Genomic DNA, 17,518 nt, shown 5'->3' with positions numbered 1-17,518 from the left:
GGCCCTGCCCCCATGGGAAGGTCAACTCTCCGCAGGCGGGTGCTAACCCGGTATTCAGGACGGGCCGTCCAACCCGGCGGGATGCTGGTCGGCCACGTAGACCACTGCGGTCCGGCCCGGGACACGGAAGCGCCCGCCGTCGTGGTACGGCGCCGGCCGGTCCTTGCCGCGCAGCGCCGGATGCAATCGCCAGGAGCGGCCAGGAGGGGTTTCGACGCGGACCTCCTGCGCCTCCGGCGAAACATTCACCAGGTACAGCACGGACTTGAACGTCGCGCCTGGATACCCGCGCCCATCAAGCTCGCCCACGATCACCAGCGGGTTCTGGTCCGGCCCGGTGTTATGGAGCCGCAGCCGCTGTTTCACGTCCTCCGCGGTCCGCATCCGGAACAGCGTCGTGCTGGCGCGGATCCGCAGCAGGTCCAGGTACGACTCGCGCACGAAGGCGATCTCCTCTGGTCCAGGCTTGATGCCCGGGTCGCCCAGCAGCGGCGCCATCTGCGGCCAGCTCGCTTCGTTGTCGGTCGCCGGTGGCAGCCCGATGCCGAAGTGGTTGCCGCTGCCGGTCCAGTCGATGCGGTTGAACCAGTCGCCGGAGTCGTAGCTGTTGCGGTCCAGTGACTTCGAGCGCATCAGCTCGCCGCCCGCGTGGAAGTAGGCCACGCCCTGGCTGAAGGCGTTGAGGGCCAGGGCGAGCACCTGCACGCGGGCGCGGTCCATCGGGCTGGTATCGGGCGGCAGGCGCAGCGCGCTGACGTCGAACAAGGTCTGGTTGTCGTGGTTCTCCACGTAGTTGACCACCTCGCCCGGCTCGGCGGCGTAGCCCGCCGGCATGCCCTTGTAGTCGAGCGCCGACAGCGGGATATCGGCGCCGGTGTAGTCGGTCATGCGGTAGTCGGCGAGGGTGCCGGCGAGGCCGGCGCGGACCAGGTCGGCAGCGTGCAGCAGTTCCTCGCGGGTCGCGTCGTGATGGCCGTTCGGATCGTAGTGCAGGCCGTTGACGTAGCCCTGGGTGTGGAGCGCCTCGCCGGAGTCACCCGCGCTGCCGCCGCGGATCGCGTCGCGGGCGCGGTCGCTGAAGGTGGCGATGCCCGAGTGTTGCAGTGAATCCTGCGATGCCTGCACGAAGCGTGCGCCATTGGCGACCTCGCCGAAGTTCCAGCCTTCGCCGATCAGGTTGACGTGCCGGCCCGCGGCCTCGTTGACGCGTTGCTGCAGCTGTTCCATCACCGCGCGCGGCTGGTGCCCCATCAGGTCGAAGCGGAACGAGTCGATGCGGTAGTGGCGCGCCCACAGCCCGGCCGAATCGAGCATGAGCTTGCCCATCATCAAATGCTCGGTGGCGGTGTTGTCGCAGCAGGTCGAGGTGGTGACCGCGCCGCGGCCATCGAGCCGGTGGTAGTAGCCCGGCACGATGCGGTCGAGCACCGAGCGCGGGTCCTGGCCGGACGCCGTGGTGTGGTTGTAGACCACGTCCATGCCCACCCGCAGGCCGGCGGCGTGCAGCGCCTGCACCATCGCGCGCAGCTCGCGGATGCGCACCGCGCCCTCGGCGGCGTCGCTCGCGAAGCTGCCCTCCGGTGCGTTGAAGTGGAACGGGTCGTAGCCCCAGTTGAAGCAGTCGCGGTCGGCGACCGCCATGACCGCTGCCTGCTGTGCGGGACTATCGGGTGCGGCGTCGGGAATCGCCGGTTGGAGGCAGTCTTCTTCCGGCACGGTGGCGAGGTCGAACACCGGCAGCAGGTGGACGTCGGTCAGGCCCGCCTCCGCCAGCGCCCGCAGGTGGCGCATGCCGTCGCTGTCGGCTTCGGTGAAGGCCAGGTACTTGCCGCGGTTTGCCAGGCCCACGGTCGCGTCGTCGCGCGAGAAGTCGCGCACGTGCAGCTCGTAGATGACCATGTCGGTCTGGGAGGCGAGCGGCGCGGGGCGCGGGGCGCCGTCCCACCCCTTGGGCTTCAGCTCCGGGTCGTCGAGGTCGGCGACGTAGCTGCGGGCCGAGTCGGTGGACAGGCTGACCGAGTACGGGTCGGTGACGCGGTTGCGGACCAGGCCGGTGCCGGGCACGAACACGTCGACCAGGTACGTGTAGTAGTTGCCGGAGAGGTCACCAGGTACTTCGGTGGACCAGGCGCCGGTGGTGTCGTCGCGCTGCAGGGGGATGCGATCCGTGGCGGGGGTGTCGCCGGCGTCATGCAGGCAGACGAAGACCTCCCGCGCCGTCGGCGCCCATAGACGGAATCGCGTGGAGTCTTCCGTCGGCGTGGCACCCAGGTCGTCGAGGCGAAAGGCGGCGGCGTACAGGTCGTCCAGCGCACCCGGGTGTTGCAGCGTGGTGGCCGCCAGGACCCGGCCGTCCGCATCCTCGCGGGTGAGGACCAGTTGTCCGCGCAGCAGGGCCGGCAGCCGGACAACCTCCACGCCGGGCAGGGCAAGTACGACGCCTTCGTCAATGAAGCGGAAGCGCTCCGCCACCGCAGGGGGCAGCTGGCCACCGAATGCCTGCAGGTCGATCGCGCCGTCAGCGCCTTCGACCCCGGGGCCCTCGGGCACCGTGATCGTGCCGGGCTGCGAGTGGTGCAGGCGGAAGCGCTCGCCCGGCCGCGCCGCGGCCTGGCCCGGCCATTGCAGCAGGCGCCGGTCCAGCCAGTACGCCTCTGCCAGCGTCGGCGAATCCGGCGCCGCGTGCAGCGTGGTGGCGAAGGCGGTCGCGTCGCATGCCCCGGTGTCGGGCGTCGCGGCGTCGGCGGGCGCAAGGCTGCCGAGGACCAGCAGGGCGAGGATCGGCAGCGTGCACCGGGCCATGGCGGTTCCTCAATCGATACGGGCGAAGAACACCCCGTGCGGCGGAAGTTCCAGGGTGCCGGCTTCCGGCGTTGCGGTCGGCAGCCCATGGTCCTCGACGGCCCTCGGGGCCATGCCCTCTGGCAGCGTCCACTGCACCGGGCCGCCGGACAGGTTGAACACGACCAGCAGGCGATCGTCCGCGGCGCTGCGGGTGAAGGCGAGCACGGGCTCCGGCGCGTCGAGGAAGGCGATGTCCCCGGTCACCAGCGCGGGCCACTGCTTGCGCCAGCGCAGGAAGCGCCGGGTGCTGTTGAGCACTGAAGCCGGGTCGGCGTCCTGGGCGGCGACGTTGCGCTGGCGGTGCGCCTCCGGCACCGGCAGCCACGGGTCCTCGCTGCCGAAGCCCGCATCGGGGCCGTCGGTCCACGGCATCGGCGTGCGGCAGCCGTCGCGGCCCTTGAAGTTCGGCCAGAAGGTGATGCCGTACGGGTCGCGCAGCTTTTCGTAGGGCACCTCCGCCTCCGGCAGGCCGAGCTCCTCGCCCTGGTACAGGCACACCGAGCCGCGCAGCGAGCACACCAGGGCCACCAGCTGGCGGGCGAGGTCGTCGCTGGGGTCCGGTCCGCCCCAGCGGGTCACCGCGCGCTGCACGTCGTGGTTGGAGATCGCCCAGCACGGCCAGCCATCGGTCATCTTTGCTTCCAGGTCCTCCACCGTCCTGCGGATGTAGGCGGCGCTGTGGTCCTCGACCAGCAGCTCGAAGCTGTAGCCCATGTGCAGGCGCCTGGCGGTCACGTACTCGGCCATGGTCGCCAGCGAGTCCTCGGTGGAGATCTCGCCCAGCGTGGTCGCGCCCGGGTAGCGGTCGAAGAGCGCGCGCAACTCTTCCATCAGCGCGACGTTCTCGGGCCGGGTGTTGTTGTAGTGGTGGTACTGGTAGGCGTACGGGTTGTCGGCGCTGAAGCCGCGGCCCACGCGCAGGTGCGCCGGCTTGGGCGGGTTGTCGCGCAGCTGGGCGTCGTGGAAGCAGAAGTTGATCGAGTCCAGGCGCATCCCGTCCACGCCCCGGTCCAGCCAGAAGCGCAGGTTGTCGAGCATCGCCGCGCGCACGTCCGGGTTGTGGAAGTTCAGCTGCGGCTGCGCGGACAGGAAGTTGTGCAGGTAGTACTGCTCGCGCCGCGGCTCCCAGGTCCAGGCGACGCCGCCGAACAGCGACATCCAGTTGTTGGGCGGGGTGCCGTCGGGCTTCGGGTCGGCCCACACGTACCAGTCGGCGCGCGCGTTGTCGCGGCTGGAGCGGCTCTCGGTGAACCACGGGTGGCGGTCCGAGCTGTGGCTCAGGACCTGGTCGATCATCACCTTGATGCCCAGGCCGTGCGCCTTCTCCAGCAACCGGTCGAAGTCGGCGAGGGTGCCGAACATCGGGTCGACGCCGCGGAAGTCGGCGATGTCGTAGCCGTAGTCGGCCATCGGCGAGGTAAAGAACGGCGAAACCCAGATCGCCTCCACGCCCAGGCTGGCGACGTGGTCCAGGCGCTCGAGGATGCCCGGCAGGTCGCCGATCCCGTCGCCATTGGTGTCCCGGTAGCTGCGCGGGTAGATCTGGTAGATCACCGCGCCACGCCACCAGTCGATGTCCGTGCTGCGCTCGTTGCCCATGGTTCCCCGCGTGCGTTGCCGAAGTCCGCCGCGCACCGGGGCCGGTCGCGGCGGGGGCCACTATTCCATGGCCATGCAGGCGGGTGTTGCCGGCGGGCGGCAGCCGCCGATGAATACGTTTGCAAGCCGCCGGCGCGCCCGGCCCGCTGGCTACCATGGGCCGGAAACCGCCACCGGCGAGGGGAACCCACGTGGAGCGAAACCGCACCGGCAAGCCGGAACTGTCGTTCTGGCAGATCTGGAACATGTGCTTCGGGTTCCTGGGCATCCAGTTCGGCTTCGCACTGCAGAACGCGAACGTCAGCCGGATCTTCCAGACCCTCGGCGCGGAGATGGACCAGATCCCGCTGCTGTGGATCGCCGCCCCCCTGACCGGGCTGATCGTGCAGCCGATCGTCGGCTACCTGTCCGACCGCACCTGGACCGGGCTGGGCCGGCGCCGGCCGTACTTCCTGGTCGGCGCGGTGCTGGCCACGCTGGCGCTGTTCGTGATGCCCAACTCGCCGGCGTTGTGGATCGCGGCCGGCACGCTGTGGGTGCTCGACGCGTCGATCAACATCGCGATGGAACCGTTCCGGGCCTTCGTCGGGGACCAGCTGCCGGTTCGCCAGCGCCCGGGCGGCTACGCGATGCAGAGCTTCTTCATCGGCGTCGGCTCGGTGGTCGCCAGCGCGCTGCCGTTCCTGCTGGCGGCCGGCGGCGTGGACAACACCGCCGGCCCCGGCGAGGTGCCGGCCACGGTGCGCTACGCCTTCTACTTCGGTGGCGCGGTGCTGCTGCTGTCGGTGGGCTGGACCGTGCTGCGCACCCGCGAATACCCGCCTGCGCAGCTGCAGGCCTGGGACGAGGCGCCGGTGGTCCGTCGCCCGCCGCTGGACCTGGCCCGGCTGGCGCGGCACGGCGCGGCCTGGCTGTTGGCCGGCATGGTGCTGGCGCTGGCGGTCGCGGCCGCCGGGCTGGATCCGCAGCTCTACATCCTGGCGGGCCTGCTGGTGGCGTATGGACTGGCCCAGTTCGCCCTGCGCCGGCTGCACCCGGACAACCCGCTGGGCAGCATCCTCGGCGACCTGCACCACATGCCACGGGCGATGCGGCAGCTGGCGGTGGTGCAGTTCTTCAGCTGGTTCGCGCTGTTCGCGCTGTGGATCTACACCACCGCCGCGGTCACCGGCGTGCACTACGGCAGCGACGACCCGACCTCGGCGGCGTACAACGAGGGCGCGAACTGGGTGGGCGTGCTGTTCGCCGCCTACAACGGCTTTGCCGCGCTGGCGGCGATGGTGATCCCGGCCATGGTGCGCCGGTTCGGGCTGCGCACCAGCCACCTGCTCAACTGCATCCTGGGCGGGGTGGGATTGCTGTCGTTCCTGGTCATCGACGACCCGCGCTGGCTGCTGCTGTCGATGGTTGGGGTGGGCTTTGCGTGGGCCTCGATCCTGTCGCTGCCCTACGCGCTGCTGTCCGACAGCCTGCCGGCGGCCAAGATGGGCGTGTACATGGGCATCTTCAATTTCTTCATCGTCATCCCGCAGCTGGTCGCGGCCAGCTTGCTGGGCTTCCTGCTGGCGACCTTCCTGGGTGGCGAGCCAATCAACGCACTGGCGGTGGGCGGCGTGAGCCTGGTGGTGGCCGGGCTTTGCACGCTGCGGGTGCGCGAGCCGGGGGCGCAGGCATGACGGGGAGGCGGGCTTCCGCGTTCGCGGGATTGACGGTGGCGGGGCTGCTGGCGGCGTGCGCCCATGGTGTCGCGCCGGTGGATCGCGCCGTCACGGCGATGGGCCCGTCGGCGGCCGGGGATGCGGAGTACTACGGCACCCGCGAGCCCTTCGCGGCGAGCGCCGTCTATTTCGTCCTGACCGACCGTTTCGTCAACGGCGATCCGTCCAACGACCATCGCGGCCAGGGCGGCGACCACCCGACCTTCGACCTGCCGGTACCCGGGGCGCCCGAGGGCCGCAGCGCCAACGTGGGCTACCTGGGCGGCGACTTCCGCGGCCTGCTCGACAACGCCGGCTACATCGCCGGCATGGGCTTTGGCGCGGTATGGCTGACGCCGATCGTCGACAACCCGGACGAGGCCTTCACCGGTGGCGACCCGGTGGCGTGGGAAGGCAGCTTCACCGACCGCGGCAAGACCGGCTACCACGGCTACTGGGGGGTGAACTTCTTCGAGCTCGACGAGCACCTGCCCAGCGATGGCCTGGACTTCGCGGGGCTGACCGCCGGCCTGGCGGAGCATGGCCTGGTCACCGTGCTCGACATCGTCGCCAACCACGGCTCGCCCTCGTTCACGATGCCGGCCGACCAGCCGAAGTTCGGCGAGCTGTACGACGAGGACGGCCGCCTCGTGGCGGACCACCAGAACCTCGCGCCGGAGGACCTGGACCCGGAAGGCAATCCGCTGCACGCGTTCTTCCACGCCGAGCGTGACCTCGCCCAGCTGTCGAACCTGGACGACACCAACCCGGCGGTGCTGGACTACTTCGTGCGCGCGTACTCGAAGTGGATCGGGCAGGGCGCCGGCGCGTTCCGCATCGACACCATCCGCCACGTGCCGCACGCGTTCTGGAAGCAGTTCACCGACCGCATCCGCGGACAGCACCCGGGCTTCTTCATGTTCGGCGAGTCCTTCGACTACGACGCCGGCAAGATCGCGCCGCACACCTGGCCGGAGAACGGCGGGGTCAGCGTGCTGGACTTCCCGCTCAAGGAGCGGATGGACGCGGTGTTCGGCCGCCAGCAGCTCGGCTTCGAGCACCTGGCGGACGCGCTGCACCTGGTCGACGGCCCGTACGCCAACCCGTACGAGCTGATGACCTTCTACGACAACCACGACATGCCGCGCATGGACGCCAGCGACGAGGGCTTCATCGACGCCCACAACTGGCTGTTCACCGCGCGCGGGATACCGGTCGTCTACTACGGCTCGGAGGTCGGCTTCGAGCGTGGACACGGCGAGCACGCCGGCAACCGCAACTACTTCGGCCAGGCGCGCATCGACGCCGCCCCGGCGCACCCGATCCACCAGGCGCTGGTGCCGGTCGCCCGGCTGCGCGCCGCCACCCCGGCCTTGCAGCGGGGCCTGCAGCTCAACCTGGAGCTGCAGGGCGATCGCGCCGCGTTCTACCGGGTGCTGCAGGACGGAAACGTCGAACAGATCGCGCTGGTGCTGCTCAACAAGGGCGACGTGCCGGCGCGGTTCGAGGTGGAACGTTATCTGCAGCCCGGGTCGTGGCGCGCGGCCCTCGCCGGGAACACCATCGAGGTGGTCGAAGGCGGGAGGCTGCAGGCCACCGTTCCCGCGCATGGGGTGGAGGTGTTCGTCCTGGACGCACCGGTGCTGGACCCGGCACTGGCGGCGGCGCTGCAACCGCTGATGGAAGGAGCGCGGCGCTTCGAGTAAGCGGCCCCGGCGCGGCCCGGCGCGGGCGCGCGTGGTTGCCGCCGCCCCGGCTCAGGCGGACGGATCGCTCGACTGCCGCACCCGCAGCGTCGCCGGCAGCATCACGCTCCCGGCCGGCTCGCCACGCACCTGGTGCATGACCGTGTCCACCAGCATGGCGCCGGCGCTGGCGGTGTCCTGGGCGACGGTGGTCAGCGGCGGGTGGCTGAAGCGCGCGGCGGGGATGTCGTCGAAGCCGGCCACCGCGACGTCCTGCGGCACACGCAGGCCGTGTTCGGCGAGCGCCCGCAGGGCGCCCACCGCGATCAGGTCGCTGGCGGCGAACAGGGCGTCGAAGCGCCGGCCGCGCCGGATCAGTTCGACCGCCGCGGCGTGCCCGGACTCCTCGGAACTGTGCGCATCGACCTGCAACTGCGGATCCAGTGAAAGGCCGGCCTCGGTCAGCGCGGCGGCGCAACCACGGTGCCGGTCGTGGAATTCGGGGAAGCGCTGCGAGGCATCGCCCAGGAACGCGACCCGGCGCCGCCCGAGCCGCACCAGGTGCCCGCCGACCAGCCGCCCGCCCTGGAAGTTGTCGCAGCCGATCGACAGCCCGGGCTGGTCCGGCAGCACCGCCCCCCAGCGCACGAATCGGGTCCCCTGCGCGACCAGCTTCTCCAGCTTGCAGCGATAGGCGAGATAGTCCCCGTAGCCCAGCAGGATCAGCCCGTCCGCCTTGCGGCTGTCGGCGTAGTCGGCGTGCCAGTCGTCGGACAGCTGCTGGAACGAGACCAGCAGGTCCTGTCCGGCCCGCGCGCAGGCCCGGGTGATCGAGCCGAGCATCGACAGGAAGAACGGGTTGATGTGCGAGTCGTCGTCGGTCGGGTCCTCGAACAGCAGCAGCGCCAGCGTGCCGGTGCGCTGCAGGCGCAGGTTGGAGGCCCGGCTGTCGACCGTGTAACGCAGCTCCTGGACCGCGGCCATGACCTTGTCGCGGGTAGCCTGGCTGACCCGCGGCTCCCCGCGCAGCACCCGCGAAACGGTGGCTTGGGACACGCCGGCGAGGTGGGCGATGTCAATCGACGTCACCCGCCCGCGCTTGCCCCCGTCGCTTCCCCTGTCCATGGGCCGAGTCTAGCAACGGGGGCGGGCGCACAAGCGCTTACCAGCGGTAGTTGAGCTTCACCCAGGCGGTCCGTCCGGGCTCGTTGATCCGCACCGGGTCGGCGGGGTAGCCGAAGTCGGCGTTGCCGGCCAGGTTGAGGTGCTCGCTGTAGGTCCGGTCGAAGACGTTGTCCACGCCCGCGGTCAGCTGCACCTTGTCGCTGAAGCGGTAGCCGCCGTTGAGCGCCAGGGTGGCGAAGCCCGGGCTGGCCCCGAGGTCCTGGCCAACCACGTTCCCGTAGCCGGGGGCGACCCGGTCCTGTCCGTCGACCGCGCGCAGCAGCACGCCGGCCGACCAGGTGCCGTTGTCCCAGGCCGCGGTCAGGCGCGCCTCCAGCGGGGTCATCTGCGGCATCGGGCGATTCGCGTCGCGGATCTCGCCGCGTGCGTAGGCGAGGCTGCCGCCGAGCTTCCACTGCTCGTCCGGCCGGTACTCGACGCCCAGCTCGGCGCCGCGGATGTCGGCATCGACATTGCCGGCCGCGCTCATCCCCGAGTCCATGTAATGGAACTGGATGTAGTCGTCGATCCGTCCGGCGTAGGCCGACACCCAGGCGTCGAACTTCTCGCCGCCGTACTGCAGGCCGACGTCGAGCTGGGTGGTCTTCTCGGTGTCGACGCCGGCGAAGGCGTTGGGTGCGCCCATCGGGCCCATGTCGGGCGAGAACAGCTCCCAATAGTCGGGCATGCGCTCGGTGTGGCCGAGGCCGGCGTACCAGGTCAGCGGGGCGTCGGCGGCGTCGCGCTCGTAGCGGACGAAGGCGGCGGTGAGGGTTTCCTCGCGCTCTAGCCCGGCAGTCGGGTTGGGCATGGCGTGCCCGCCGCCGTGGCCCCCGCCGGAGAGCACCTGGCGCTCATCCGTTGCACTGGCGCGATCGAGGCGCGCGCCGGCCACCAGCCGCGTGTAGTCGCCATGGAACCAGGTGCCCTCGGCGAACACGCCCAGGTTCTCGAAGCGCGCGTCCGTCGACCAGGGCGCCGCGCGGAAGGCGCCCCGTCCCATCGCGCTGCGGCGCCGGTGCCGGCTGTCCTGGTAGTCCATGCCCGCGGTCAGCTCCCACTGCGCCGCGCTCCACTCGGCGGCCACGCGGCCACCGGCGGTCCGGCGTTCGACGTTGGAGGCCATCGGCATCGGCATGGGGCCGTCCGGGTTGGGGTCGCGCAGGCTGTAGTTGTCCATCACGTGGTCGGCGAGGTTGTGGTACGCGGTCGCCTCGACGTGGTGCAGGTACTCGCCCAGGTTGTGCTTCTCGAAGCGCAGGCCGAAGTTCTCGCGCTTGAAGCGGCTGCCGTCCATGCCGCGGGTGGCGTAGCGCGACTCGCCGTCGCCAAAGCCCGCCGAGGCCTCCAGCAGGGTGTCCTCGTCGGGCGTCCAGCCCGCGGCGACGTCGGTGTTCCACTTCTCCCAGGCCGAGCCGACCTCGTTGCCGTCGCCGTCCTCGTAGTCATCCGATTCGGAACGGTTCCCGCTGAAGCGCAGGTAGCCCAGGCGGTCGCCGTACGTGGCGTCGATGACCTGGTCGTTGCGGCCGAAGGAGCCGCCGAGCAGGCTGCCGGCGAATTCGACCGTGGGTGCCTCGTAATGCCCGCGGTTGCGTTCGAAGCGCACCGTGCCGGCCGAGGCGCCCGGCCCCCAGAGCACGGTCTGCGGCCCCTTGATGACGACGAGGTTGTCGTAGGTTTCCGGCGAGACGTAGGACATCGGGTTGTCCATGCGCGACGGGCAGGCGCCGGGCATCGCGCCGTCATTGGTCATCAGGTTCAGGCGCGAGCCGAACATGCCGCGCAACACCGGGTCGCCGTTGGTGCCGCCGTTGCGGACGGCGGAGAAGCCGGGAATGGTCTTGAGGTAGTCGGCGCCGTCGCTGGCCGGAACCGGTTGGCGCGGGAGCTTGGGACTGGCCTCGAACTGCAGGGGCGACACCGGCGCCAGCGCGGTGACGAGGATCGCATCGAGGTTGACCGGCTCGCTGGACGGTGCGTCGGCGGAGGCATCGGCCAGGGCGACGGGGGAGGCGAACGCCAGCACGAGGGCTTGGGCGATGGCCAGGGACAGGCGCGACGAACCCTTCGCCGCATTGCGCGAAACATGCATGTGGTTGCTCCTTGGAATACGGGCGTGCGCGGCGGTGCGCGCGCGTGGATGCCGTACTCAGGCCATGGGCGGGCCGCGGGATCCCAGGCCCCACGGATGCCGCCAAGGCAGCCGTGGCTCGGCTGCATGAACCCGCACGCGGGCGTGGCAAGGACCGGTGGGGAGTACGCCGCAGGCAGGCGCCGACGGCAGCATCGAGGCCAGCAGCGGGCAGTAGGCACAGTCGTAGTGCGTGGTAGCGGCCGGTTGTAGCGGGGCCGGTGCCGTCGGCGCGCCAGGGCCGCCATGCGTGCCATGCCCGCCGCCGGCGTGCATGGCGTGCCCCGCAGATGCCATTGGGCCGGTGCCCGCGAGGCGGCCCGCGGACGGCATCACCACCAGCAGCGCGACGGCGGCGAGTGCCAGGCGGAGCATCCAGCGATGGAGCGGCAGGTGCCTCATGGGTGCAAGTCTGCGGAGACCTTGCGCGGCGCGACATGACACGGGTCAAGACGCACGCGTATGGTGTCGCCCCTTCGCGGGCACCCCCCCGCGACTGCGTCACCAAACTGTCCCGTACGTGAGCGTACGGCGATTCTTGACGCAGGTCATGGAGGGCCCCTGGGCCAGCCGCCACCATTCACCCCAACGAGTCGACCGGCTCGGTTCAAGCGAAGGAAGAGACGATGAAAAACCTGGTTCTGCTGTTCGCCCTCGCGGCAGCCGCAGGGTTCACCCCCCACGCCATCGCCCAGGGTTCGGCTTCGGTCACCCCGGTCGCGGACGTGACCTTCACCCTCAAGACCGCGATCCACGAAGGCCGCATGGTGTTCGTGGGCGACGCAGGCGCCATCAAGGGTGAGATCAACCCGGACCTCAAGGTCGAGGAGGGGGCGGTGGTCGCCATCACCCTGGTCAACGGCGACGGTGCGATGCACGACATCGCCGTGCCGGAGTTCGGCGCGCAGTCGGACCAGCTGATCGGCGACGGCGCCGCGACCACGATCGTGTTCCGCGCCACCAAGGGCGGCCAGTTCGAGTACTGGTGCACCATCCCCGGCCACAAGGCCGCCGGCATGTCGGGCATGCTGATCGTCGGCGACGTCGAGGAGACCGAATCCACCGCCCTCAACGTCGGCAAGGATCCCGCCGAGGTGGGCGAGCCGGTCGGCGACCGGGCACCGCAGCACGTCACCTTCGACCTGCTGACCACCGAGGTCGAGGGCAAACTGTCGGACGGCAGCACCTATCGCTACTGGACCTTCAACAACACCGTGCCCGGCCCGATGCTGCGGGTGCGCCAGGGCGACGACGTCACCATCAACCTCAAGAACGACGAGAGCAGCGTCAACATCCACTCGGTGGACTTCCACGCGGTCACCGGCCCCGGTGGCGGCGCGGCGGTCACCCAGGTCGCCCCCGGCGAGACCAAGAGCTTCAGCTTCAAGGCGCTGCAGCCGGGCCTGTACGTGTACCACTGCGCGACCCCGATGATCGCCCACCACATCTCCAACGGCATGTACGGGATGATCCTGGTGGAGCCGGAAGGCGGCCTGTCCGAGGTGGACCGCGAGTACTACGTGATGCAGGGCGAGCTCTACACCGTGCAGAAGCACGGCTCGCGCGGCCTGCAGGAGTTCTCGCTGGAGAAGCTGCTGGCCGAGCAGCCCGAGCACATCATGTTCAACGGCTCGATGACGGCCCTGACCAAGGACCACGTCATGAAGGCCAACGTGGGCGAGACGGTGCGCATGTACTTCGGCGTGGGCGGCCCGAACCTGGTCTCCAGCCTGCACCTGATCGGCGAGATCTTCGACAAGGTCTACGACCAGGCCTCGCTGACCAGCCCGCCGCTGACGGACGTGCAGACCACGCTGGTGCCTTCGGGCGGGGCGACGATGGTGGAGTTCAAGGTGGACTACCCGGGCCGCTACATCCTGGTGGACCACTCGCTCAGCCGCGCCGAGAAGGGCCTGACCGGCTTCCTTGACGTCGAGGGGGAGGCCGACCCGGCGATCTTCCACAGCGAAGAGGGCATCGACCCCAACTCGGGCCACTAGTCCGCAACAGGCAGTACGGGGAACCGGGCCGCATCCGCGGCCCGGTTTCTTTTTGTGCGCGCGGTGGCGGCCTGACCAACGGCACGACGCTGGCTGGCGGGACCCGGCTACCATCGGCCGGTCGCGGCCCCGCCGCCCCTGCCTGGAGCCTTCCGATGCGCAAGCGCACCCTTTCCGTGGCCCTGGTGGCCGCCCTCGGCCTCTTTGCCGGATGCCAGTCCTCGCCTCCGGATGCCAACGCCGCCGCCGTCGCCGCGGCGCCGGACGCCGACTTCGCCCGGGTGGCGGAGTCGCTGCTGATGCGCGCGCTGGACCGCAGCCCGGAGTGGTCGATCTTCGCCGGTCGCTACGACAACGCCGCGCAAATGACCATTCCCGACGCGGCGCGCCGCGCCGACGACCTGGCCTTTGCGCAGGCGGCATTGGCCGAGCTGTCCGCGTTCGATCCGGACCGGCTGCCCGCCTCGCAGCGCATCGACCACATGCTGCTGGTGAACCAGTTCGAGTCCTCGATCTGGTACCAGCGCGAGTTCCGCGACTGGGCCTGGGACCCGTCCAACTACAACGTCGCCGGCACCGTCGCCCTGCTGCTCAACACGCCGTATGCGGACGAGGACGTGCGCCTTCGCACGGTCATGGAGCGCATCGCCGCCGTGCCGGAGTACTACGCGGCCGCGCGCGCCAACATCGACGACCCAACGCCCGAGCACGTGGAGCTGGCGATCCTGCAGAGCCGTGGCGCGCTGGGCGTGTTCGACGACGGACTGCGCGAGCGCATCGCGGGCTCGGGGCTCGACGGGGGCGAGCAAGCGCTGTTCAACGAGCGCATCGACGCCGCCCGCGGCGCGATCGAAGGCTGGATCGGCTGGCTGGAGGGCGAGCAGCAGCGCCTCGCGACCGTGGCGGAGCCGCGCTCGTTCCGCATCGGCGAGGCGCTGTACGAGCAGAAGTTCGCCCATGACATCCAGTCGCACTACAACGCCAACGAGCTCTACCAGCGCGCCGTCGAGGAGAAGGAGCGGCTGCACGAGCGCATGGACGGGATCACGCGCGAGCTGTGGCCGAAGTACTTCCCGTCCACCGCGATGCCGGACGACCGCCTGGAGCGGATCGGCATGATGATCGACCACCTGTCGGCCCGGCACGTGGAGCGCGGGGAGTTCGTCGACGAGATCAAGCGCCAGATCCCGCTGCTGGGCGAGTTCGTGCGCGAGCACGACCTGCTCGACCAGGACCCGACCCGCCCGCTGGTGGTCCGCGAGACCCCGGAGTACATGCGTGGGGGCGGCGCCGGCGCCTCGATCAGCCCGCCGGGCCCGTTCAACCCCACCGCCGACACCTACTACAACGTCAGCCCGCTGGACGCCTACAGCGACGAGCAGGCCGAGAGCTTCCTGCGCGAGTACAACCACTGGGTGCTGCAGGTACTGAACATCCACGAGGCAATCCCGGGCCACTACACCCAGCTGCTGCACGCCAACAAGAGTCCCAGCCTGGTAAAGAGCCTGCTCGGCAACGGCGCGATGATCGAGGGCTGGGGCGTCTATGCAGAGCGGATGATGCTCGAGGAGGGCTGGGGCAACCACGAGCCGGAAATGTGGCTGATGTACGGCAAGTGGAACCTGCGCGTGGTCACCAACGCCATCCTGGACTACGCCGTGCACGTGCAGGGCATGACCGAGGACGAGGCCATGGACCTGCTGCGCCGCGAAGCCTTCCAGGAGGAAACCGAGGCGGCCAACAAGTGGCGCCGCGTGAAGCTCTCGCAGGTGCAGCTGACCAGCTACTTCACCGGCTACGCGGAGATCTACGACCTGCGCGAGCAGCGCAAGGCCGAGCTGGGCGACGCATTCAACCTGAAGGACTTCCACAACCGGTTCCTGTCCTACGGCAATGCGCCGGTATCGGCCATTGCCGAGCTGCTGCGGGAGGAGTACCCCGAAGGCTGAACGGTTTCCGCTTGCTAACAGGGGACTCACGGGGCCTGAACGCGTGCCGCGGATGATCGGGCGCCATCCCCCAACGCAGTGGAGAAACAACCGATGACCAAGTCCAGGATCGCCATCGCCCTTGCCACCGGCCTGATGTTCGCCGCGGGTGCCGCGATGGCCAACGACCCGGTCAACGATCCGGTCGACACCCAGGCGCAGGCCACCCAGGAGGTGCAGGACGCCGACGCCGTGCAGGACGCCCAGGTGAGCAACACCGACGTGCTGGACGAGATGGACTCCGACCAGCCGGTCGAGGACACCTGGATCACCACCAAGGTCAAGTCCAGCCTGCTGGCCGACACCGACACCTCGGGCCTGCAGATCGAGGTCGAGACCAACAACGGCGTCGTCGGCCTGTCCGGCCAGCTCGACAGCCAGGAGCAGGTCGATGCGGCGGTGCGCATCGCCGAGGGCATCGAAGGCGTGGTGGAGGTCGACGCGAGCGACCTGAACTACGGCACGATGGCCGATTACGAGCAGTAATCCGGTACGCCGGTCAGACGGGCCGGCACGACCCGCGGGGCGTGGCACCAAGGTGCCACGCCCTTTTTGCTGCCCGGGTCAGGGAGTCGCGGCAGGTTCTGGCGGAAGCCGGGGCGGCTCCGGCGAAGCCGCCGCGGTGAACAGCGCGTCGGTGGACGAGTTCAGGGCCGTTTCGGCGGAGTCCTGCACCACGCCCACGATGAAGCCGATCGCGACCACCTGCATGGCCAGGTCCGTGGAAATGCCGAACAGCCCCGTGGCCAGCGGGATGAGCAGCAGCGAGCCGCCCGGCACGCCCGATGCCCCCGTGGCACCGACTGTGGCAAGCAGGCACAGCAGCAGCGCGGTGGGCAGGTCGACGCTGATGCCCAGCGTGTGCACGGCGGCCAGGCTCAGCACGCTGATGGTGATTGCCGCGCCCGCCATGTTGATGGTGGCGCCGATCGGGATCGACACCGCGTAGGTCTCCTCCGGCAACCCGAGGCGGCGGCACAGCTCCATGTTCACCGGGATGTTGGCGGCCGAGGAGCGGGTGAAGAAGGCGGTGATGCCGCTCTCGCGCAGGCAGGTGAACACCAGCGGGTAGGGGTTGCGGCGGGTCTTGAGGAACACGATCAGCGGGTTGCCGACCAGGGCCATGAACAGCATGCAGCCCAGCAGCACGGCGAGCAGCCGGGCGTAGTCCAGGAGCGTGGCCAGGCCGGTATCGGCCAGGGTGGCGGCCACCAGGCCGAAGATGCCGAGCGGTGCCAACCGGATCACCAACCGGACCACCCAGGTCACCGCGCCGGCGAGGTCCTCCAGCACCGCGCGGGTGCCTTCGCCGGCGTGCCGCAGCGCCAGTCCAAGGGCGATGCCCCAGGCCAGCAGGCCGATGTAGTTGGCGTTCGCCAGCGCGCTCACGGGATTGTCGAACACCTGCATCAGCAGCGTGTGGAGCACCTGTCCGATGCCCTCCGGCGGGGTCAGCTCGATGCCCTCGGGCAGCACCAGCCGCAGCGTGGTGGGGAACAGGAAGCTCGCCGCAACCGCGACCAGCGCCGCCGAAAAGGTGCCCACCAGGTAAAGCCCCAGGATCGGCTTGATGCCCGTCCGCTGCCCGCGCCGGTGGCCGGCGACCGCCGCGGCCACCAGCACCAGCACCAGCACGGGCGCGACCGCCTTCAGTGCGGCGATGAAGACCGTGCCCAGCAGTCCGGCCGCGGCACCGGCGCGCGGCGAGGCGAGCGACAGAAGCGTGCCGGCGACCAGGCCAATGACGATCTGGGTGACCAGGCTGGGGCGGCGCAGGAAGGCGGGAAGCGGCATTGGCGGGTTCCGTCGGGACGATGTGGCCGGAGCACGAAGCGCCCGATTGTGGACCGCGCGGCAGTGTTCGCGCGACCCCGGGGGGCCTTAGCCTGCGGCGCCCTGGAAGCCCTGCTGCCGCCAGGCCTCGAACACGGTCACGGCCACCGCGTTGGACAGGTTGAGGCTGCGGTTGCCGGGACGCATCGGCAGGCACAAGCGCTGGTCGTCGGGCACTGCCTCGAGCACCTCGCCCGGCAGGCCCGCGGTCTCGCAGCCGAACAGGAAGGCGTCCCCGGGCCGGTAGGCCGGTGCATCGAAGCGGGTCGTACCGCGCGTGCTCAGCGCGAACAGGCGCGGCGGGGCGCCCGCCTCCGCCGCGATCGCGGCGAGGGCATCGTCGAGCTCGTCATGCACCCGCACCGGCGCGTACTCGTGGTAGTCCAGCCCCGCGCGCCGCAGCTGCCTGTCCTCCAGCGTGAACCCCAGTGGCCGCACCAGGTGCAGCCTCGACCCGGTATTGGCGCACAGCCGGATCACGTTGCCGGTGTTGGGCGGGATCTCCGGGCGGAACAGGATGACTTCGAACATCGGCGGATTGTAGGGCCACGACTTGTGACCCATGCAGGCTCCC

The 17,518-nt window shown here is 70.2% G+C and carries 12 protein-coding genes; 5 read left to right on the top strand and 7 right to left on the bottom strand.

The features are described from left to right. Positions 1-54: 54 nt before the first annotated feature. Both pulA and G545_RS0107595 read right to left on the bottom strand, forming a co-directional pair. Entirely contained in the window at positions 55-2,802 is a 2,748-nt protein-coding gene (gene pulA / locus G545_RS14025) for a pullulanase-type alpha-1,6-glucosidase (protein WP_052106755.1), read from the bottom strand. 9 nt (positions 2,803-2,811) lie between these two features. After that, positions 2,812-4,443, bottom strand: coding sequence for an alpha-glucosidase family protein (locus G545_RS0107595; protein WP_027069860.1), 1,632 nt, complete (start codon positions 4,441-4,443; stop codon positions 2,812-2,814). A gap of 245 nt (positions 4,444-4,688) precedes the next feature. On the opposite strand from G545_RS0107595, the gene G545_RS0107590 reads away from it, so the two are divergent. Both G545_RS0107590 and G545_RS0107585 read left to right on the top strand, forming a co-directional pair. Then, positions 4,689-6,119 carry an MFS transporter gene (locus G545_RS0107590; RefSeq protein WP_244874621.1) on the top strand — a complete coding sequence of 477 codons (1,431 nt, stop codon included), beginning with the start codon at positions 4,689-4,691 and terminating at the stop codon, positions 6,117-6,119. A 98-nt stretch (positions 6,120-6,217) separates the two neighbouring features. Then, positions 6,218-7,846 carry an alpha-amylase family glycosyl hydrolase gene (locus tag G545_RS0107585; protein WP_052106656.1) on the top strand — a complete coding sequence of 543 codons (1,629 nt, stop codon included), beginning with the start codon at positions 6,218-6,220 and terminating at the stop codon, positions 7,844-7,846. Between the two features lie 51 nt (positions 7,847-7,897). On the opposite strand, the gene G545_RS0107580 is transcribed toward G545_RS0107585, so the two are convergent. The 3 genes from G545_RS0107580 to G545_RS16110 are packed head-to-tail and all read right to left on the bottom strand — an operon-like array spanning position 7,898 to position 11,498. Beyond that, complete coding sequence (locus tag G545_RS0107580; RefSeq protein WP_027069857.1) at positions 7,898-8,950, bottom strand: LacI family DNA-binding transcriptional regulator; 1,053 nt, start codon at positions 8,948-8,950, stop codon at positions 7,898-7,900. A gap of 37 nt (positions 8,951-8,987) precedes the next feature. After that, positions 8,988-11,084, bottom strand: coding sequence for a TonB-dependent copper receptor (locus G545_RS0107575; RefSeq protein WP_027069856.1), 2,097 nt, complete (start codon positions 11,082-11,084; stop codon positions 8,988-8,990). A gap of 57 nt (positions 11,085-11,141) precedes the next feature. After that, positions 11,142-11,498: a DUF2946 family protein gene (locus tag G545_RS16110; protein ID WP_407059634.1), complete on the bottom strand. Its 357-nt coding sequence runs from the start codon at positions 11,496-11,498 to the stop codon at positions 11,142-11,144. 251 nt (positions 11,499-11,749) lie between these two features. Between G545_RS16110 and nirK the strand changes: the two genes are divergently transcribed. The 3 genes from nirK (at position 11,750) to G545_RS15960 (ending at position 15,597) form a co-directional block, all read left to right on the top strand. Beyond that, entirely contained in the window at positions 11,750-13,123 is a 1,374-nt protein-coding gene (nirK, locus tag G545_RS0107570) for a copper-containing nitrite reductase (RefSeq protein WP_027069855.1), read from the top strand. Between the two features lie 155 nt (positions 13,124-13,278). Then, positions 13,279-15,072, top strand: coding sequence for a DUF885 domain-containing protein (locus tag G545_RS0107565; RefSeq protein WP_027069854.1), 1,794 nt, complete (start codon positions 13,279-13,281; stop codon positions 15,070-15,072). Positions 15,073-15,165: 93 nt separating this feature from the next. Then, positions 15,166-15,597 carry a BON domain-containing protein gene (locus G545_RS15960; protein ID WP_036136713.1) on the top strand — a complete coding sequence of 144 codons (432 nt, stop codon included), beginning with the start codon at positions 15,166-15,168 and terminating at the stop codon, positions 15,595-15,597. A gap of 78 nt (positions 15,598-15,675) precedes the next feature. Here G545_RS15960 and sstT read toward each other — a convergent pair whose 3' ends face one another. Then, on the bottom strand, positions 15,676-16,905 hold the full coding sequence (sstT, locus tag G545_RS14020; protein WP_036136715.1) for a serine/threonine transporter SstT: 1,230 nt from the start codon (positions 16,903-16,905) through the stop codon (positions 15,676-15,678). A gap of 87 nt (positions 16,906-16,992) precedes the next feature. After that, positions 16,993-17,508 carry a tRNA (cytidine(34)-2'-O)-methyltransferase gene (locus G545_RS0107550; RefSeq protein WP_052106653.1) on the bottom strand — a complete coding sequence of 172 codons (516 nt, stop codon included), beginning with the start codon at positions 17,506-17,508 and terminating at the stop codon, positions 16,993-16,995. Positions 17,509-17,518: the final 10 nt, after the last annotated feature.

Source organism: Lysobacter defluvii IMMIB APB-9 = DSM 18482, assembly GCF_000423325.1.
GTDB lineage: Bacteria > Pseudomonadota > Gammaproteobacteria > Xanthomonadales > Xanthomonadaceae > Novilysobacter > Novilysobacter defluvii.
This window is presented reverse-complemented; position numbering and strand designations above follow the sequence as displayed.